The 18,441-nt window shown below is 44.9% G+C and carries 16 protein-coding genes; 15 read left to right on the top strand and 1 reads right to left on the bottom strand.

Annotated features, from left to right (window positions below):
* Positions 1–16: 16 nt before the first annotated feature.
* The 8 genes from ASD24_RS18110 to ASD24_RS18075 all read left to right on the top strand — a co-directional run bounded on the left by ASD24_RS18110 (position 17) and on the right by ASD24_RS18075 (position 8,795).
* Positions 17–706: a response regulator transcription factor gene (locus ASD24_RS18110; protein ID WP_056698500.1), complete on the top strand. Its 690-nt coding sequence runs from the start codon at positions 17–19 to the stop codon at positions 704–706.
* Between the two features lies 1 nt (position 707).
* Positions 708–2,168 (top strand): sensor histidine kinase, encoded by a 1,461-nt coding sequence (locus ASD24_RS18105; RefSeq protein ID WP_056698496.1) that lies wholly within the window; start codon positions 708–710, stop codon positions 2,166–2,168.
* Between the two features lie 69 nt (positions 2,169–2,237).
* The gene (locus ASD24_RS18100; protein WP_056698494.1) at positions 2,238–3,191 is read left to right on the top strand and encodes a 4-hydroxy-3-methylbut-2-enyl diphosphate reductase; all 954 of its coding nucleotides are present in this window, start codon (positions 2,238–2,240) and stop codon (positions 3,189–3,191) included.
* A gap of 275 nt (positions 3,192–3,466) precedes the next feature.
* A complete protein-coding gene (gene aroF, locus ASD24_RS18095; protein ID WP_056698489.1) occupies positions 3,467–4,531 on the top strand; it encodes a 3-deoxy-7-phosphoheptulonate synthase in 1,065 nt (354 codons plus the stop codon).
* Between the two features lie 407 nt (positions 4,532–4,938).
* A complete protein-coding gene (gene glnA, locus ASD24_RS18090; protein WP_056698488.1) occupies positions 4,939–6,363 on the top strand; it encodes a type I glutamate--ammonia ligase in 1,425 nt (474 codons plus the stop codon).
* Positions 6,364–6,595: 232 nt separating this feature from the next.
* Positions 6,596–7,687, top strand: coding sequence for a 3-phosphoserine/phosphohydroxythreonine transaminase (gene serC / locus ASD24_RS18085; protein ID WP_200956172.1), 1,092 nt, complete (start codon positions 6,596–6,598; stop codon positions 7,685–7,687).
* A 216-nt stretch (positions 7,688–7,903) separates the two neighbouring features.
* The gene (gene trmL / locus ASD24_RS18080; RefSeq protein WP_056698484.1) at positions 7,904–8,368 is read left to right on the top strand and encodes a tRNA (uridine(34)/cytosine(34)/5-carboxymethylaminomethyluridine(34)-2'-O)-methyltransferase TrmL; all 465 of its coding nucleotides are present in this window, start codon (positions 7,904–7,906) and stop codon (positions 8,366–8,368) included.
* A 172-nt stretch (positions 8,369–8,540) separates the two neighbouring features.
* On the top strand, positions 8,541–8,795 hold the full coding sequence (locus ASD24_RS18075; protein WP_024629045.1) for an AbrB/MazE/SpoVT family DNA-binding domain-containing protein: 255 nt from the start codon (positions 8,541–8,543) through the stop codon (positions 8,793–8,795).
* Positions 8,796–8,912: 117 nt separating this feature from the next.
* On the opposite strand, the gene ASD24_RS18070 is transcribed toward ASD24_RS18075, so the two are convergent.
* Positions 8,913–9,824, bottom strand: coding sequence for a serine hydrolase domain-containing protein (locus ASD24_RS18070; RefSeq protein WP_056698480.1), 912 nt, complete (start codon positions 9,822–9,824; stop codon positions 8,913–8,915).
* A 305-nt stretch (positions 9,825–10,129) separates the two neighbouring features.
* Between ASD24_RS18070 and ASD24_RS31345 the strand changes: the two genes are divergently transcribed.
* The 7 genes from ASD24_RS31345 (at position 10,130) to ASD24_RS18040 (ending at position 18,116) form a co-directional block, all read left to right on the top strand.
* Complete coding sequence (locus tag ASD24_RS31345) at positions 10,130–10,258, top strand: hypothetical protein (RefSeq protein WP_268795338.1); 129 nt, start codon at positions 10,130–10,132, stop codon at positions 10,256–10,258.
* 36 nt (positions 10,259–10,294) lie between these two features.
* Entirely contained in the window at positions 10,295–11,059 is a 765-nt protein-coding gene (locus tag ASD24_RS18065) for an alpha/beta hydrolase (protein WP_056698477.1), read from the top strand.
* Between the two features lie 10 nt (positions 11,060–11,069).
* On the top strand, positions 11,070–12,029 hold the full coding sequence (locus ASD24_RS18060) for an ABC transporter permease (RefSeq protein WP_056698475.1): 960 nt from the start codon (positions 11,070–11,072) through the stop codon (positions 12,027–12,029).
* 17 nt (positions 12,030–12,046) lie between these two features.
* Positions 12,047–12,949, top strand: a complete 903-nt coding sequence (locus tag ASD24_RS18055; RefSeq protein ID WP_056698472.1) for a carbohydrate ABC transporter permease — start codon at positions 12,047–12,049, stop codon at positions 12,947–12,949.
* Positions 12,950–13,081: 132 nt separating this feature from the next.
* Entirely contained in the window at positions 13,082–14,677 is a 1,596-nt protein-coding gene (locus ASD24_RS18050) for a hypothetical protein (RefSeq protein ID WP_056698469.1), read from the top strand.
* A 121-nt stretch (positions 14,678–14,798) separates the two neighbouring features.
* Complete coding sequence (locus tag ASD24_RS18045; protein WP_056698465.1) at positions 14,799–16,964, top strand: glycoside hydrolase family 3 N-terminal domain-containing protein; 2,166 nt, start codon at positions 14,799–14,801, stop codon at positions 16,962–16,964.
* 135 nt (positions 16,965–17,099) lie between these two features.
* The gene (locus tag ASD24_RS18040) at positions 17,100–18,116 is read left to right on the top strand and encodes a LacI family DNA-binding transcriptional regulator (protein WP_056698460.1); all 1,017 of its coding nucleotides are present in this window, start codon (positions 17,100–17,102) and stop codon (positions 18,114–18,116) included.
* Positions 18,117–18,441: the final 325 nt, after the last annotated feature.

Raw genomic sequence — 18,441 nt, 5'->3', positions numbered from 1 at the left:
ATAAAGGAGAAAGACCATGCGCTCAACTATTCTGATTGTTGATGATGATGAAAAAATCGTGTCCATGCTTCGTCGGGGGCTGGCATTTGAAGGTTATGAAGTACAGACGGCTTCCAATGGAGCTGAGGGTCTCAGTAAACTGATGGATAAGGAACCGGATATTGTCGTTCTAGATGTCATGATGCCTCAGATTGACGGATTCGAAGTGTGCCGGAGATTACGAGAAGCGGGCAGTAAAGTGCCAGTTCTCATGCTAACGGCCAAAGACGAAGTACAGAGCCGGGTAACAGGACTGGATACGGGAGCAGATGATTATTTGGTTAAACCATTTGCCCTTGAAGAGCTGCTTGCTCGTGTTCGTGCACTGCTACGCCGTAAAGCGGACATTGTGGATAAACAGGACAACCGACTTGTATATGAGGACATCATTCTCGATAATGATTCCCGTGAAGTGTTGCGTGATGGACAGCGGCTAGAACTTACTGCCAAGGAGTTTGAGCTTCTGAATTTATTTATGCAAAATCCAAAAAGAGTGTTATCCCGTGATCTCATTATGGACAAAATCTGGGGCTATGATTACAGCGGAGAATCTAATGTTCTAGAAGTATATATCGCGATGTTAAGACAAAAAACTGAAGAGTATGGAGGCAAACGCTTGATCCAGACAATTCGGGGAGCGGGTTATATCCTAAGAGGTGATTCCTGATATGTCCATTCGGTTAAGATTAACCGCATGGTATTCGGGTATTTTGGCAGCCGTGCTTATCTTCTGGGCCGTCGTGATTTATGCTTTTGTCTATTTTAACTCTTATCAGGAAGTGGAACAGCAACTAAAGGTTAAGAGCGAACGCATTACAGAACAAATTGGTGTTAATCCGCTTTCTCAATCGCTCGACCTAGATCCATTTACAGAAAGTCAGCTTCAAGAAGCACAGATCTATATTCAACTGGTGGATTATCAGAGCAGATCGATCAAGATCTCAGGAAATATGGAGAAGGCTGGCATTGACTTTCCTGTTGTGGAGCTGAAGGACATACGGGAACAGCGAGGCATATCCAAAATATATGTGCATGGCACTCCCTTTCTCGTGAATCAACAGCCGTTGTCCCTTCAAGGAACGAATGAAATTAGGGGACTTCTTCAAGTGGGAGCCAATGTTACTTCCCAGGAGCGACTTCTGGAAGCACTGCGTAATATATTGATCTTTGGCTGGCTTGTGGCTATGGCTCTTGCCATTACATCAGGGCTTATTTTGGCTCGTAAATCCATGCGGCCGTTGGTTAATGTAATTGATGCTGCGAATCAGATTCAGTCAGGAAATGACCTAAGTGTCCGTATTCAATACACAGGGCCGAAGGATGAGATTGGCCGGCTCATTGAAACAGTGAATAACATGCTTGAACGGACAGAACTATCCTTCCGGGGCTTGGAAGAGACCAATACAGCTCAACGGCGTTTCGTATCTGATGCATCGCATGAGCTACGTACGCCACTTACGACAATACGTGGTAACGTAGATTTCCTCAAGAAGCTGTGGGATCAGGAAAGTACGGATCGTCCGAATCTTGATGAAGAAACGGTTAAAGAGATGTCGCTTGAGGCGATTGAGGATATGGCAGATGAGGGGAAACGGATGAGCCGGCTGATTAGCGACATGTTGTCACTGGCGAGAGCGGATACCGGTCAGAAGATTGAGCTGAATCCAATTCCATTGCAGATTCTAGTGCAGGAAGTGGCTCGCAGATCCCAATTCCTAGATCGTCAATCCGAATGGCGTCAGGGCGATCTATCGATCCTCAACGGGATCTATGTCAATGGCAGCAAAGATTATTTGCAGCAAATGCTGTTTATTTTTATTGAGAATGCGTTTAAATACACTCCGGAAGGGTCAGTCACACTTGACGCTATATTGTACAAAGGTCAGGTAGGGCTGCGTATTAGTGATACAGGCATTGGTATGGAGCGAGACGAGGTACCGTTTATCTTTGATCGTTTCTATCGTGCAGATGAATCACGCGGAGCGACACCAGGAATCGGCTTGGGGCTATCGATTGCTAAGTGGATCATTGAAGAGCATCATGGCTCGGTAGAAGTCGTCACTAAACGTGGAGAAGGTACCACATTTATTATCTGGTTGCCTGTTGTCTTTGCTCCCCCTATCGAATAAAGGTATAATAGAGTGGACTGCAATTACATCGGCAAGCTTGCCGAAGAAAGAAAGCGGGTGGCAACCAAAGTGGAAGTACTGCGAATTTCGCCAAGGGGATATTGTTACGGAGTTGTGGATGCCATGGTTTTGGCACGTCAGGCTGCACGTAATCTAGATCTACCCCGGCCTATATATATATTGGGAATGATTGTTCACAACAAACATGTGACAGATTCTTTTGAAGATGAAGGCATCGTTACACTGGATGGACCTAATCGGATGGAAATTTTGAGTCAGGTGGAGAGTGGCACTGTTATTTTTACAGCACATGGTGTATCTCCAGAAGTCCGTAAGCTGGCACGTGATAAAGGCTTGACTACAGTGGATGCAACTTGTCCAGATGTTACGAAAACTCATGACCTTATTCGTGAGAAGACGGCTGAAGGGTATCAGATTATCTATATCGGTAAAAAGAACCACCCAGAACCTGAGGGCGCGATTGGTGTTGCTCCGGATCAGGTTCATCTGATTGAAAAGGAAGAAGAGATCGATCAGTTGAATGTACCAAATGGCAAGATTCTGATTACCAATCAGACTACAATGAGCCAGTGGGACATCAAACATATCATGAGTCGTCTTCTGGAGAAGTTTCCAGGTGCCGAAATCCACAATGAAATATGTCTAGCTACACAGGTTCGTCAGGAAGCTGTGGCTGAACAAGCAGGACAATCGGATCTCGTTATCGTTGTTGGTGATCCGCGGAGTAATAACTCAAACCGACTAGCTCAGGTATCCGAAGAAATCGCGGGTGTAACAGCTTACCGTGTGTCTGACGTAGCTGAGATTCAGCAGGAGTGGCTGAAAGGCGTAAACAAAGTGGCGGTTACCTCGGGCGCTTCAACGCCGACACCGATCACGAAGGAAGTTATTACGTATCTGGAGCAGTATGAGCATGACCAACCAGAGACGTGGGAAATTAAACGTACAGTGAATATGAATAAACTGTTACCACCTGTGCGTGAGAAAACACGTACGACCTAATTCTGAATGAATCTTGCGCTAGTGCTCCATTGTCTTTGGAACCTAGCTCGCAAGATTCTTTTTTTGGATGATGTGTAAACGTATGAGATCCTTGACGAAGAAGGCAGACTATGGTATATTTACTTTAGTGATTAAAAGCTTAAAAGCGAACAAGCGTTTAAGTGTGACAGAGAATAATTAATAATCAGATGCACTTTATTTAGTGCTTTTATTGTTCGTAATCAGAAACGAACATATTGAACAACCTCACATACAAGGAAGGATGGGAATAAATTATGATCGTTATTGCAGGCAAAGCTACTCCGGAGGAACAGATTCAGGATATTGTAGCCGTAATTGAAAAGGAAGGTCTTCAGGTTCATATTTCACGTGGAGAAGATCGTACAATCATCGGCTTGATCGGCAAAGTAGAACCTAAAATGCAGGAGCATCTTCGTCAAATGAAGGGTGTAGAGAATGTAGTCAAAATCTCGAAGTCTTACAAATTAGCAAGTCGTGACTTCCACCCAGAAGATACAGTGATCTCGATTAAGGGCGTTGACATTGGCGGTAAGGAACTTGTTGTCATGGGCGGACCCTGTGCGGTTGAATCCGCTGCACAGATCGATGAGATTGCTGGTCTGGTGAAAGCAGCAGGAGGACAGGTGCTTCGTGGTGGTGCGTTTAAACCACGTACAGGTCCATACAGCTTCCAAGGTACAGGTGTGGAAGGTTTGATCATGATGGCTGAAGCAGGTAAGAAGCATGACCTGTTAACCATCACAGAAGTCATGACACCAGAATATGTAGATATCTGTGCAGAGTACGCTGATATTTTGCAAGTAGGTACACGTAATATGCAGAATTTTGATCTGTTGCGTAAATTGGGCGAGTGCGGTAAACCTGTACTGTTGAAACGTGGATTCAGTGCGACTTATGATGAGTTGTTAAATGCGGCAGAATATATTCTTGCAGGCGGTAACCCTAACGTAATGCTCTGTGAGCGTGGTATCCGTACATTTGAATCTTACACTCGTAACACGCTCGACTTGTCAGCAATCCCTGTATTGCAGTCTCTGAGCCATCTGCCAGTCATTTCAGACCCAAGTCACGGAACTGGACGTCGTGAGCTCGTTGAGCCAATGACGAAGGCTTCTGTTGCAGCGGGTGCTAATGGTCTGATTATTGAGATGCACACTGATCCGGATAACTCCATGACAGGAGACGGTGTACAGTCGTTGTTCCCTGATCAATTCGCGAACCTATTGCAGGATCTTGAGAAGTTGGCACCGATCGTAGGTAAAACATTCAACACAGCTAAACAACCAGCAGAGTTCTTCCCAGCTAGAGTCGGCGTATAATTTATATGTAAGCTATATGTGCAATAATTCCGGACATCTTCAGGCCGTTCATTCAACATGAATGCAGCTTAAGGATGTCCGGTTTTTCATTCTTTTGGGCATTGAATGGATTTATTAATCAATAGTGATAAGAAACATTTATGATGTGAAGTTTTTTCCACAATTTAGGTGTAAATACGCCTGCTTTACCGCATTAAATCGATTAAATATAGCTTGTAAAAGTTGTTATGTGAAGTAAGTGTATTTATAAAATGTGAGTATAGCTAACATCTTCGCAAAAAATACCTTACATAAGTATTGACGATGTCATGTTTGAGATTTTATAATGACGACAGAAAAAAATTCGAATATGGACATTTTCATTAGTGGGGTTGTTTATTGTTCGGAATATTTGGGAGGACGAATACATGTCGGTTGAAAACGTATTGAAATCAATTCAAGAGAACAACATCGAGTGGGTAGATTTTCGTTTTGTAGATTTAGCTGGTCGTGCGCATCACATCTCGTTGCCAGCTTCGGCTGTTGATGCAGACACATTCGTAAATGGAGTAGCTTTTGACGGTTCTTCTATCCAAGGTTTCCGTGGAATTGAAGAGTCCGATATGGTTATGATGCCAGACCCTGAAGCGACATATGTCGATCCGTTCACAGCACACCCTACATTGAATGTAATGTGTGATATCTTCACACCTGATGGTGAGCGTTATGAGCGTGACCCACGCAGCATCGCTGTTAAAGCAGAAGCTTTCCTGCAAGAAAGCGGCGTTGGTACAGCAGCATTCTTCGCACCTGAGTCCGAGTTCTTCATCTTCGACGATGTACGTTACGAGAGCGGTACGAACAGCTCTTCTTACTATGTAGATTCCGAAGAAGCATCTTGGAACACAAACCGCAAAGAAGAAGGCGGTAACTTGGGCTTCAAAGTTCGCACTAAAGGCGGATATGTTCCAGTAGCTCCAGTTGATACTCAACAAGATATTCGTAGTGAAATGTGTCGTCTCTTGGAAGAAGCAGGTTTGTCGATCGAGCGTCATCACCATGAAGTGGCGACAGCAGGTCAAGCCGAAATCAACTTCCGCTTTGATACGTTGAAGAAAACAGCAGATAACCTGCTTGTATACAAATACATCGTGCACAACACTGCACGTCAATATGGCAAAGTAGCAACATTCATGCCAAAACCATTGTTCGGTGACAACGGTAGCGGTATGCACGTACACCAATCCATCTTCGATGGCGATTCCCCATTGTTCTATGACAAAGCGGGATATGCTAACCTGAGCGAAATGGCTCTGCACTACATCGGAGGTATTCTGTACCACGCTCCAGCACTGATCGCTTTGACTAACCCTAGTACGAACTCATTCAAACGTCTCGTACCTGGTTATGAAGCACCAGTTAACTTGGTTTACTCCAAAGGTAACCGTTCTGCAGCGGTTCGTATCCCAGTTGCAGCAGTGACACCTAAAGGTTGTCGTATCGAGTTCCGTACACCTGACTCCACAGCTAACCCTTACCTGGCATTCTCCGCAATGTTGATGGCGGGTCTGGACGGAATCAAACGTAAAATCAACCCAACAGAGCTTGGATATGGTCCATTGGACAAAAATATCTATGACCTGTCCGATGCAGATAAAGAAAACATCCGCAGCGTGCCAGCTTCTTTGGAAGAAGCGCTTGATGCACTGGCAGCTGATAACGAATTCTTGACTGAAGGCGGCGTATTCACTAAAGAATTCATTGATAACTATATCAACCTCAAACGTGATGAAGCTAAAGCGGTAGCGATTCGCATTCATCCGCACGAGTACAGCCTCTACTTCGACTGCTAATCCAGTCGGAACGGACTGTTCCTCATTCAGGAAAAGCCTCCGGGATTCGTTCTCGGAGGCTTTTCCTCGAATTGAAATGTTATAGCGCTTTAACTTTGCAGGGTGATAAAGGAATTTGATAGCTCAGATTGTGTTTTCAGTGCTTATTTCACTTGAAGCATATAGGGAATACTGATATCATAGCGATAATATTTACTTCTTATGTAAGCTACGGATGGAAAGGGCGGGGGATATTTTGACAAAGAGAGCGTATAATTTTAATGCAGGACCAGCGGCACTGCCACTTGAGGTTTTGGAGCGTGCTCAGGCAGAATTTGTTGATTTTCGTAATACAGGTATGTCGATTATGGAGATGTCCCACCGTGGAGCTGTGTACGAATCTGTACATAACGAAGCTCAAGATCGTTTATTATCTTTGCTTGGCAGCCCGAAAGGCTACAAGGTGCTGTTTTTACAGGGCGGTGCAAGTACGCAATTCGCCATGTTGCCTATGAACTTGCTTGGTGCGGGTCAGACAGCCAGTTATGTGAATACAGGCAGCTGGGCTAAAAAAGCACTGTCTGAGGCTAAATTAATTGGTGAGGCTCAAGTGGTCGCTTCTTCCGAAGCGGACAAGTTCATGAAGCTTCCAGATGTATCGAATCTAAGTCTGCCAGATAACAGTGCATATGTGCATTTAACATCCAATGAAACGATTGAAGGGACACAGTTCAAGGACTTCCCAGATACAGGCTCTGTGCCTCTGATTGCAGATATGTCCAGTGATATCTTCTGTAAACCATTTGACTTGAATCAATTTGGGATGATCTACGCTGGTGCGCAAAAGAACTTGGGTCCATCGGGGATTACGGTTGTCATTGCTCGTGAAGAGCTAGTGAGTGAGTCACCTAAAACTATCCCGACGATGTTCCGTTACAGTACACATGTGGAGAATAACTCCCTCTACAACACACCGCCTTCTTTCTCGGTATATATGGTGAATGAAGTATTGAGATGGATTGAAGAGCAGGGTGGCCTGGCAGGTGTCGAGCAAAAGAATAAGAAGAAAGCCGAATTGCTCTATAATACGATTGATTCTTCCGGTGACTTCTATCGTGGTTGCGTTGATGTTAATGACCGTTCCTTGATGAACGTTACATTCCGTCTAGCGACAGAGGAGTTGGAGAAACAATTTATTAAGGCTTCTGAGCAAGAAGGATTTGTAGGTCTGAAAGGACACCGTAGCGTAGGTGGTCTGCGAGCATCTATCTACAATGCAGCTCCATATGAGAGTGTGAAAGCACTCACGGACTTCATGAACCACTTCCAACAAACGAACGGGTAAAGAGGAGAGAGTCACAGGATCAACAAGAGATTGCGCATTAAATCGCGTGTTCAAAAAGGTCGTCATCCTTCGTAATTAAAAGCGGATTTGTTGAATAACCTCTTAAAACGTTGCAACTGTGCCTTTCCAGAGCCTTCCACATTGACGTGTGGAGGGCTTTTCTTTAAGATTAAGGGATTGTCGTTAAACATGAATGAAAAAGGAGATCGAACCTATATGGCTTTACACATTGTTCTGGTTGAGCCCGAGATTCCCGCGAATACGGGCAATATATCCCGCACATGCGCGGCTACCGGCATCCACCTACATCTGGTTCACCCACTGGGGTTTCGTACGGATGACGCTACACTGAAGCGTGCAGGCTTGGATTACTGGCATGCTGTACACATCGAATATCATGATTCTTTTGCTGAAGTTCAAGAGAAATTCCCTGAAGGACGATTTTTCTACGCAACGACGAAGGCGAAGAATCGGTATAGCGATTTTGAATTCCGTGATGGGGATTTCCTCGTTTTTGGTAAAGAAACCAAAGGACTTCCGCCGGAACTTATTGCGGCTAACCCAGAAACGTGCATGAGAATGCCAATGACAGGTGACGTACGGTCGTTGAATCTCTCAAACTCCGCAGCGATTATCGCATATGAGGCATTGCGTCAACTGGAATTCCCGGGTCTAGATTGACCGAATTCCGTCCTGCTAAATAGGTTACGAATGGTCAAAAAAAACATTTTTCAAAAAAAAGGACAAAAAATGTTTATTTCCAGCAGGATTCGACAAAATGTTGGCGAATCTATAAACTTAGTACAAATGTACCTAGAAATTTAGAGTGAGATAGGAGAGGTGTGCCGTAGCTATGAAGCCAGCTGGAGTCGTTCGCAAAGTTGACCAATTGGGTAGGATCGTATTGCCTAAATCTTTGCGTAAAAGGTATCAAATGAATGAGGGAGATCCTGTAGAGATCCTAGTTCAAGGGGATCATATTATTTTGGAGAGATATCGTCCAAAATGTATTTTCTGCGGATCAATGGAAGAAGTCAATGAGTTCAAAGAGCGTTACATATGCGCACAATGTTTAGATGAAATGACCCAGCTTCCACAGCACGGGTAATAAGATTACGTCATGGAGGAGCACTCCATGACGTTTTTTCTTTTTGAAGACTAGACTAACATATGAATATGAGAGAGATATAAGCCAAACATGTGTAGCTGAGATCTTGATCATTACTTAAGATAAGATGGGGAGAATCTCAGTCCATACGGCATCAAGAATCTTCTGCATTTGATCTTCTTCACTGTTGATGGAGATGACGGCTTGCCGTGTAGGCAAAATGATACACAGTTGACCATGAGCACCGTCAGCACGGTATGCATTATACGAACACATCCAGAATTGAAACCCGTAACCCTTACCCCAATCGCCGTCTCCAGATGTGATAATCTGTCTACGTGTAGCACATCGAATCCACTCAGCAGGTATAAGCTGCTGCCCCTTCCAGTTGCCCTCCTGAAGAAGTAGTTGCCCGAATCGACTCAACTCCTCATTGCTAATCCAAAGACCAGCACAACCCAAAGTAACGCCAAGTGGAGAGGTTTCCCAATCGACATCATGTATACCCAGTGGTTCAAATAAACTTGGGGTTAGATAGTCTTTCACGGTTTGGCCAGTTGCTGCTTGAAATAGAGCCGAGATCATGAAGGTATCCCCACTACTGTATGTGAATTGTTTCCCTGGCATTCGATCCAAGGGTAGCGACATGTAATATTTGACCCAATCCTTCTCCTCCAAAGAGGCGCGTTCTTCTACGTGTAGTGGAGGATTGTCATGTCCGGAAGACATGCGAAGTAAATCCACCAACATTAACTGTTGTGGAGGAAAAGACGTCTCAGAGATGGAGGGGACATTATCGTATGTGAAATAATCGCCAAGTGTTGAATTTAGGTGAAGTAAGCCTTCTTCGATCGCAAGACCAACAGCCATGCATGTGAAGGATTTACTAATGGAATGTTGTAATCGGCGAGTATCTTGATTGCGATCCCATTGTGCGATGAGATTCCCATTATGTAATACGCGAGCGGATAACACGTTAAGATGTTCATTCATGATTTTATGAACAAATCCATTTAGCTTGTTAGTCATATATAAACCACCTTCCGCAGGATGAAACCCTAGTGAACTAGGTTGGTGAAACGTTTCCGTAATCAAATGCAAAATTAGGGTTTATGTTAGTACATTCCGGGATTGATGTCAATGAATGATGTGCAAACGGTTACGCATAAGCATTTACCCATAAGAAAAAGTGCCTTTTGGCGCAATTTATTGGCTGTGGAACTTACTTTTTAACAAAAAAAGCGCGAAAAATGTAAAAAGGTTATTGACAGGATTTACTGATCGGGATTATGATTTATTCGAAACGATTCGAAGAAATCGCTTCCAAGTGAATTATGGCTTTTGCAAGTCCATATATATTAAAGTTGACTGAATTTGAAACGATTCGAGAGAATCGTTTCGATAACCCAGCACACAACAGGGGAATCTACGACATGCTGCAGGCACACACCGCAAAAGAGTAGAGTGAAGGCGGCAGTCGATAATGAAAGGGGTTACAAATGGCACATATAACGATCGAAACGGGATCACCCACGTTATGTATGAATACGAGCATACATGTTGTGTCCAGTGACTCTGGAGAGACTTCAGGCGGTACGCTATATCTGCTGCATGGGGCAGGCGATAATGCAAGTACATGGCAGCGTCTGACCACAATCGAAATGTACGCTCAGCAGTATGGCTGTACCATCATTATGCCAGAAGCGAATCGAAGCTATTACACGGATATGGAATACGGCCTGAATTACTTCCACTACATCACTCAGGAGTTGCCTGACTTATGCAAGCGTCAGCTTAATCTGAACTCCGATCCAGCGAAGACGTATGTTGCCGGTTTATCTATGGGTGGATATGGTGCGCTGAAATGTGCACTGACTTATCCAGAACGATATCGCAAAGTCGTTTCCTTATCGGGCGTGACGGATATTCAGAAACGTTTACAAGATCCGATGATGCCTCCAGGCATGATCAAAGAAATGAAAGCGGTTTTTGGTGAACAGTTGGTAGTGAAGCCTAATCAGGATCTATACACCTTGTCAGCCAACTTGCTGCAGCAGGGTGAAACTTTACCCGATATTCTGAGTTGCTGCGGCGATCATGATCCATTTGTCGAGATGAACCGAGCATTTGCCCAATATATGCAGGATACCGCTTTTGAATTTCGGTATGTGGAGACACCAGGCACTCATGAATGGAGATTTTGGGAACAGCACCTAAGAACGATGTTTGATTTTCTGTATAACGACAAGACCAAAGTAGAGTGAGGAGATGCAAATGAAACCTGCAGCCGAAGGACCCAGCAAAAAGCTGAAGGGAAACGTGAAAGGCAATTCGCTCTGGAGTGAAATCTGGAAGCACCGAATGACATATACCCTGTTGATACCGGGACTTGTCTGGTTGATCCTATTTGCCTACATGCCGATGGGAGGTCTATCTCTGGCATTCAAAGACTACAAGGCAAACTTGGGAATCTGGGGCAGTCCATGGAGCGGATTTGAGAATTTTAAATATGTTTTCCGTGACCCAACCTTTATCGATGCCGTATGGCGAACGCTGTACATTAATATTTTGAAATTGATCATCCAGTTCCCGTTCCCGATCATTCTGGCATTGTTGCTGAATGAATTGCGAATGCGCAGAGGGAAGAAATGGTTCCAAACCGTCCTTACCTTCCCACACTTCCTGTCTTGGATCATTGTATCCGGGGTAGTTATCAACGTGTTGGCTTATGACGGACTGGTAAATAGCGCGCTTGGATTACTCGGATTGCCAACGATTAACTTCTTAGGTTCCGAATCGAACTTCGTACCCATGCTGTTATTGACTGATATCTGGAAATCAAGCGGGTGGGGCGCAATTATCTTCCTAGCAGCTATATCCGGTATTGACCAGGATCAGTATGAATCAGCACAGATTGACGGAGCTTCTCGTATGCAGCAGATGTTCCGTATCACGCTGCCTAACATTCTTCCAACGATCACGGTTATGTTTATTCTGTCGGTTGGTGGACTCATGTCTTCCGGTTTCGACCAGATCTTCAACTTAGCTAACGCTGCAACCAAAAATGTATCAGAAGTACTCGATGTATACATCTATCGGATCACGTTCCAGTCTTCAACCGATTTCTCATTCTCGACAGCAGTCAGCCTATTCCGTTCCATCGTGAACATGATTTTGTTGCTTCTTGCTGACCGATTTGCGAAATGGCTTGGCGGAGACGGATTGTTCCGATAAGAGAGGAGGAGTAACGAATGAGTAAAAAAGCGAACAAGAAGCCGAGAATTGGCACTGAAAAAATGACCTTTCTCGATTACATCATATTTGCCATTCTACTTGTGCTTGCCTTGATGATTCTAATTCCGTTCTGGAACGTCATCATGATCTCATTTGCAACACAAAAGGAATATGCTGAAAATCCATTTCTGATGTTCCCGAAAGAGTTCACACTTGATTCGTACCGAGCATTATTCGCTGACGGAAGTATCATTTCAGGGTACAAAAACACACTTATTTTGTTGGTGATTGGATTGCCGCTCAGCTTGTTCCTTACAACAAGTATGGCTTACGGCTTAAGCCGTAACAATTTTCCATTTAAAAAGTTTCTGTTTTTCCTAGTACTGTTCACTATGATCTTTAATGGTGGGATTGTACCACTGTATCTCATCATGAAATCGTTGCATCTTACAGGTACATTGTGGTCAGTGATCCTCGCGGGAAGCTTCAGTGCTTTCAACATGATTCTGATGATGAACTATTTCTATACCTTGCCAGAGTCACTGATGGAGTCTGCGAGATTGGATGGAGCGGGTGAATGGAGAATCCTGTTCTCTGTCGTTCTTCCACTGGCGACACCGATTATAGCTACTATCACACTCTTCTATGGGGTAGCTTACTGGAACAGTTGGTACGATGCGATGATCTTCTTGCGAAAAGCGGATCAGTTACCATTGCAGAACGTGCTCAGGACGATCATTGTCACGTCTCAGACCAATGCATCCAATGCATCTAGTGTCGATGCAACCCAAGTAAGTAACTTCTCTATGGGTATGAAGATGGCCGCCGTATTCGTAACGATGGTTCCGATTATGTGTTTCTTCCCAATGCTGCAAAAGCACTTTGCTAAAGGGGTATTAACAGGGGCAATCAAAACCTGATTATACGTATAAAGGTAGTTCGAAAAAAACGCTTTTGATTACGCAAGATGCCTGTTGGCATCAGTAGCATCGAACGTCCTTTTTGAACACGAGTAGGTTTAGAAATTCAACTACAAACATGGGGGTAAGAGCATGAACACGAACAAAAAGTTGTCAGTTAGATCGATCTTTGTTATCACACTTTGTTTATTGATGCTGGTGGTGACAGCTTGTTCTAATGGTGGCTCGGAAGGTAGTAACGAAAAGGACGCAGATGGCAATTACACAGATAACCTGACCATCTCTGTAGCGAACCTGACGGAAATTAAAAACGGAAATTTGGATAATGACTTCCATAAGTTCTGGACAGACAAATTCAATGTAACATGGGATTACAACTATATCGATTGGGATTCATGGGGCGAGAAGCTTCGTCTGTGGATCAACTCGGGTGACTTGCCGGATGTATCGGTATGGAACTATGTTCACGGGGATGCGCTGAATAACATTGATCAAGGCTTGTTCTACAAGTTCCCTGATGATTGGAAAGAGCGCTGGCCGAATGTTGCCGCAGCGTATAACTTGACAGGGCTTGGCGATAAGTTGGAGGAACTGACAGGTGGAACGTATCTCTTGCCTAGACCGATTTATTATGAGAACAAACCTGCTGATCCACTTACGAACCAAATCGGTGTCATTGCTCTCCGTAAGGACTGGGCAGAAGCGGTTGGTTTCGAATTGAAGGATGCATATACCACAACTGAATTGAATGAATATGCTGCACTTGTAAAAGAGAAAGATCCAGGTAAAGTGGGGAACAAACTTGTACCCCTGTCCTATAACGCCGCTGATGCGATGACAAACATCATTATGCCAAACAGTGTGCATGCGATCACAGATTCTCCATTCTTCAAAGGTGAAGACGGTCAGTTCCACTGGGGACCAGCAGAGCCGGAAACACTCACAGGGCTGAAATTGATGCAAAAAGCATATAAAGATGGTTTGCTTAACCCTGAATTCTACACATGGAAAAACAATGAAGGTCAGAACAACTTTAAAGTAACAGGTACAGCAGCAGTAACAAGTCTGGGTGGACTTGCTTCATACAGACAAGGTCTAGATTCGGATATTCGTAAAAATCTAGGTGTAGATAGTGATGAGATGGTTCACACGGCAATCGTTCTTGGTGACGACGGTAAATACCGTAACCTAGAGCAAGCCAACTTCTGGTCCGCATTGATCTTCAATCCGGAGATTAGCGACGAGAAATTTGAACGCATCATGGATCTGATTGACTATTCCGCAACCAAAGAGGGACAATTGCTCATCAACATGGGCTTTGAAGGAACCGATTGGAAATACGATGAGAACAATGAATTGGTGAGCTTACTGCCAGAAGGAACGGTTCTGGAAGATAAGTACCCAGCTCGTTTCGAAGGATTATACCTGCTTGGTGATGATTTCAGTGTAGTCAACCCTGCAATCAAAAAGGATTACCGCGATCGTGCCGTAAAGTTGTTTGAGGAAAAAGCAAAACTTGGTACAGAGGGTCAATCGCTCGCAACCTATGACTGGGATGTTAACCTATACGACTCCAAAGCGAAAAGTCAGGCTTCATTCGATTACCAGAACGAATATGCAAACCTGATTCTCAAAAGTGGAGATCTGGAGGCTAACTGGAAGGAATGGGTGAACAGTAAAATGTCTCTGGTTCAACCTTACCTGGATGAGCTAAACGAAAATTTTTAAGTGAAGATTCAGGAAGTAGATGGGACATGGTGGAAGTAACCTGTCTCATCCACCCGAACCCGGTGCGTAGTTAAATATGCAGCCGGGTTCTTCAATTCAATGAGCTGTGGAGGAATACATGATGAATAATGAGCAATTGATCGATCTGGTAGGACAGATGACGCTTACGGAAAAGACAGCCCAGCTGCTCCAATTAACTTCTAACTTTTATGAAGGGACGGATACGCAGGGGCAGATTACTGGCCCGATGGAAGAGATGGGAATCACCCAACCGTCTGTGGAGGCCAGTGGCTCCATTCTGGGGTTGTCCGGAGCTCAGGCGATTATTGATGTGCAGCAAGCTTATATGGAAAAAAGCCGACTCGGTATCCCACTTCTGTTCATGGCAGATGTCGTGCATGGTTTCAAAACCATTTTCCCCATCCCGCTGGCGATTGGTTGTTCATGGGATACCCAGTTAGCGGAGAAATCTGCTGAGATTGCAGCACGTGAATCCGCAGTCTCTGGTTTACACGTTACGTTTGCCCCTATGGTGGATTTGGTTCGTGATCCTCGCTGGGGTCGTGTCATGGAAACAACAGGAGAAGACCCTTATCTGAACAGTTTGTTCGCCGCTGCCTTTGTTCGTGGATATCAAGGGGACAATCTACAGGAGGAGACAGACCGTCTCGCGGCTTGCGTCAAACACTTTGCTGCATATGGTGCGGCAGAGGGTGGTCGTGATTACAACACGGTGGATATGTCGGAACGCAATCTTCGTGAGTATTATTTACCGGCTTATAAAGCTGCGCTTGATGCGGGTGTAGAGATGGTGATGGCATCATTCAACACAGTGGACGGTATTCCCGCTAGTGGTAATGAGAAGCTGATGCGTGACATTTTGCGTGAGGAATGGGGATTTGAAGGGGTACTTATCTCGGATTGGGCTTCCATTCGTGAGATGATTGCCCACGGGGCAGCGGAGGATGATCGTGAAGCAGCATATCGTGCCATTCGTGCCGGTGTGGACATCGAAATGATGACACCTTGCTATGTTCATCATCTGCCTGCATTGATTGCCAGTGGTGAATTGAGCGAGAAACTTATTGATGAAGCGGTACTTCGTATATTGCAGCTCAAAGAAAAATTAGGCTTGTTCGATAATCCGTTCCGAGCAGCCAATCCAGAACGGGAGCGCGAGATCGTGTTCTCGAAGGAACACCGTCAGGTGTCCTATGAGCTGGCCACCAAGTCGGCAGTGCTGCTGAAAAATGCGAATGACATTCTTCCATTGAATCCACAAGCCCATATTGCCCTTATAGGCCCATTTGCCGAAAGTGAAGATATTCTAGGATGGTGGTCATGTGAAGGGGTAAAAGCGGATGCAGTTAAGCTGGGAACAGCATTGCAGGAACGTCTTGGCACAGATCATGTCCATCTTGCCCAAGGCAGTGGTGTGCATACGATCACATCGGAGCAGATTGCAGAAGCGCTAGAAGTTGCAAGTAAAGCAGATCTGATTGTACTTGCGCTAGGTGAAGATTCGGAAATGAGTGGTGAGGGTGGATCACGCACTGATATTCGTTTGCCAGCAGCACAATTAGAGCTTATCAAGCATTTGAGATCCACAGGTAAACCGTTGGCCACTGTCATCTTCAATGGTCGCCCACTTGATCTACATGGCGTATGGGAAGAATCGGATGCTGTACTTGAAGCGTGGTTCCCGGGCAGTGAAGGTGGGGCAGCCATCGCTGATGTGCTGACAGGTGTGGTGAATCCGTCCGCTCGATTGACGATGTCCTTCCCTCAATCGGTAGGCCAAGTTCCTGTCTATTACAATCATTTTAATACAGGCCGGCCATTGAATCCTCAGAAGACGGAAGAGCGCTACGTTTCCAAATATATCGATAGCCCGAATGATCCGTTGCTGCCGTTTGGTTATGGTCTATCGTATACAACATTCGAGTATGGTTCGCTTGATATTTCAGGCCAAGAGCTGAGCAGTGAGCTTCCCCTGACCATCAAGGTGAAGGTAACGAACACTGGAGAACGTACAGGCGTGGAGACCGTTCAGTTATATGTGAGGGATGTAACGGGTGAAGTGGTACGACCAATGCGTGAATTAAAAGATTACGTCAAGCTGGAGCTGGCTCCAGGTGAGACAGGCACTGCAACATTTACGCTATGCGAGGCACAGCTTCGCTATCACCACTCGGATCTGAGTTATCGTAGTGACAAAGGCACATTCCACGTCTATGTGGGACCGAATAGCCGTGATACTCAGGAGAGTAACTTCAAATTAGTGTAGTCGGTTAGATGTTTAAACGAGGCTACGGAATGGTCTCGTTTAAACAAAATTCCATTTTGAACATTCAAAGAGTATAGAAGACGTCGGGTTCTCTGATCTGGGGAGCCTGATCCATATAACAGGGGAGCGAAGAATGTGGTCAGTATTAAGGATATCGCCAAGAAGGCGGGGGTTTCGATCTCCACCGTGTCGTATGCACTGAATGGCAGCAACAAAGTGACAGATGAAACGAGTTCCAAAATTTTGGCCATCGCCAAAGAGCTGAACTACGTTCCGAATGCTGCTGCACGGACGTTGAAGAAAAGGGAGTCCAAAATTGTAGGTGTATTTCTGACCGATTTTAGCGGAGATGTCTATGGAGACTTGCTTACTGGCATGAAGGCGGTCTGTAACACACAAGGATATGACTTAATTGTATGCAGCGGTAGACAGTCTCATCGGATGCTTCCAGAACGAATGATCGACGGAGCCATCATTCTAGATCAGACCTTTGCTAGTGAAGAATTGCTGCAGTACGCTGATCGTGGACACAAAATCGTTGTGCTGGACCGGGAGTTAGATCATATGAACATCAATCAGGTTCTGCTAGATAATAAGGCTGGAGCAACGCTTGCAATGGAGCACCTTATTGAACAAGGCCTTACCAAGATATATGTAGTGACAGGTCCGGAAGGCTCATTCGACTCTGTACAGCGTATGAAGGCTGTGAGACAGGTTACAGAGCGTGAACCCAATGTGGAGTGGATGGTGATTACGGGGGACTTCGAGAAAAGTAGCGGAGAAATGGCTGCGAATCAGATTATCCAAGAATATACGAGCCCCGTTGGCGTGTTCTGCTTGAACGATGAGATGGCGATTGGGCTATGTAATCGACTTGCCAGCAGTGAGCTACAGGTTGGACAAGACATCCACGTCATTGGATTTGATAATATTGAACTCAGCAGTTATGTTAGTCCGAGGCTCGTTACCGTTGATTATTCCAAACGAAAATGGGGTTCATTGGCAGCAGAGCAATTAATTAAACTTATGGCTGGAGAACCAGTAGAGCATGAACGGATCTACGTGAAACTCGTAGGAGGAGGCTCTGTTCGCAATCAGGCTGAATATACACCTGTTATAACCGTAGGCGACAATTCGGCGGCGTACTATTGATGATGTACTCCAAAGGTAGCGAGTATATAACGTTTAGAACGCTAGATCTAAGAGACAAGAATTAGAAGAATGACTACATTCTTTATAATCCTTGTCTCTTGTTGTATCGCTTGTATCGAGTCAAGGGCAAATTTAGATTTGGCTTCGTTATAGGCAAAGAAAAAAGCCTCTTCGCGAAGAGGCTTGGCCATTAGAGACCTTTTGTTTTGTCATTGTTGTAGGATGCAGTCAGGATGCCTGCCATATACAGAGCGAGTACGATTGCGATAATCCAGAATGTCAATGAGAACGACATATACTTGCCACCTCCTGCACATATCTCAAT

Origin of the sequence: Paenibacillus sp. Root52 (assembly GCF_001426865.1) — a bacterium.
GTDB lineage: Bacteria > Bacillota > Bacilli > Paenibacillales > Paenibacillaceae > Paenibacillus.
This window is presented reverse-complemented; position numbering and strand designations above follow the sequence as displayed.

Excerpts from the sequence above, each read along its gene's own strand:
- ASD24_RS18065 (WP_056698477.1), top strand. The coding sequence starts at position 10,295 with ATGGCACATATAACGATCGAAACGGGATCACCCACGTTATGTATGAAT.
- ASD24_RS18050 (WP_056698469.1), top strand. The coding sequence starts at position 13,082 with ATGAACACGAACAAAAAGTTGTCAGTTAGATCGATCTTTGTTATCACA.
- ASD24_RS18110 (WP_056698500.1), top strand. The coding sequence starts at position 17 with ATGCGCTCAACTATTCTGATTGTTGATGATGATGAAAAAATCGTGTCC.
- ASD24_RS18055 (WP_056698472.1), top strand. The coding sequence starts at position 12,047 with ATGAGTAAAAAAGCGAACAAGAAGCCGAGAATTGGCACTGAAAAAATG.
- ASD24_RS18060 (WP_056698475.1), top strand. The coding sequence starts at position 11,070 with ATGAAACCTGCAGCCGAAGGACCCAGCAAAAAGCTGAAGGGAAACGTG.
- ASD24_RS18075 (WP_024629045.1), top strand. The coding sequence starts at position 8,541 with ATGAAGCCAGCTGGAGTCGTTCGCAAAGTTGACCAATTGGGTAGGATC.
- ASD24_RS18070 (WP_056698480.1), bottom strand. The coding sequence starts at position 9,824 with ATGACTAACAAGCTAAATGGATTTGTTCATAAAATCATGAATGAACAT.
- aroF (WP_056698489.1), top strand. The coding sequence starts at position 3,467 with ATGATCGTTATTGCAGGCAAAGCTACTCCGGAGGAACAGATTCAGGAT.
- glnA (WP_056698488.1), top strand. The coding sequence starts at position 4,939 with ATGTCGGTTGAAAACGTATTGAAATCAATTCAAGAGAACAACATCGAG.
- ASD24_RS18045 (WP_056698465.1), top strand. The coding sequence starts at position 14,799 with ATGAATAATGAGCAATTGATCGATCTGGTAGGACAGATGACGCTTACG.
- ASD24_RS18105 (WP_056698496.1), top strand. The coding sequence starts at position 708 with ATGTCCATTCGGTTAAGATTAACCGCATGGTATTCGGGTATTTTGGCA.
- trmL (WP_056698484.1), top strand. The coding sequence starts at position 7,904 with ATGGCTTTACACATTGTTCTGGTTGAGCCCGAGATTCCCGCGAATACG.
- ASD24_RS31345 (WP_268795338.1), top strand. The coding sequence starts at position 10,130 with ATGGCTTTTGCAAGTCCATATATATTAAAGTTGACTGAATTTGAAACG.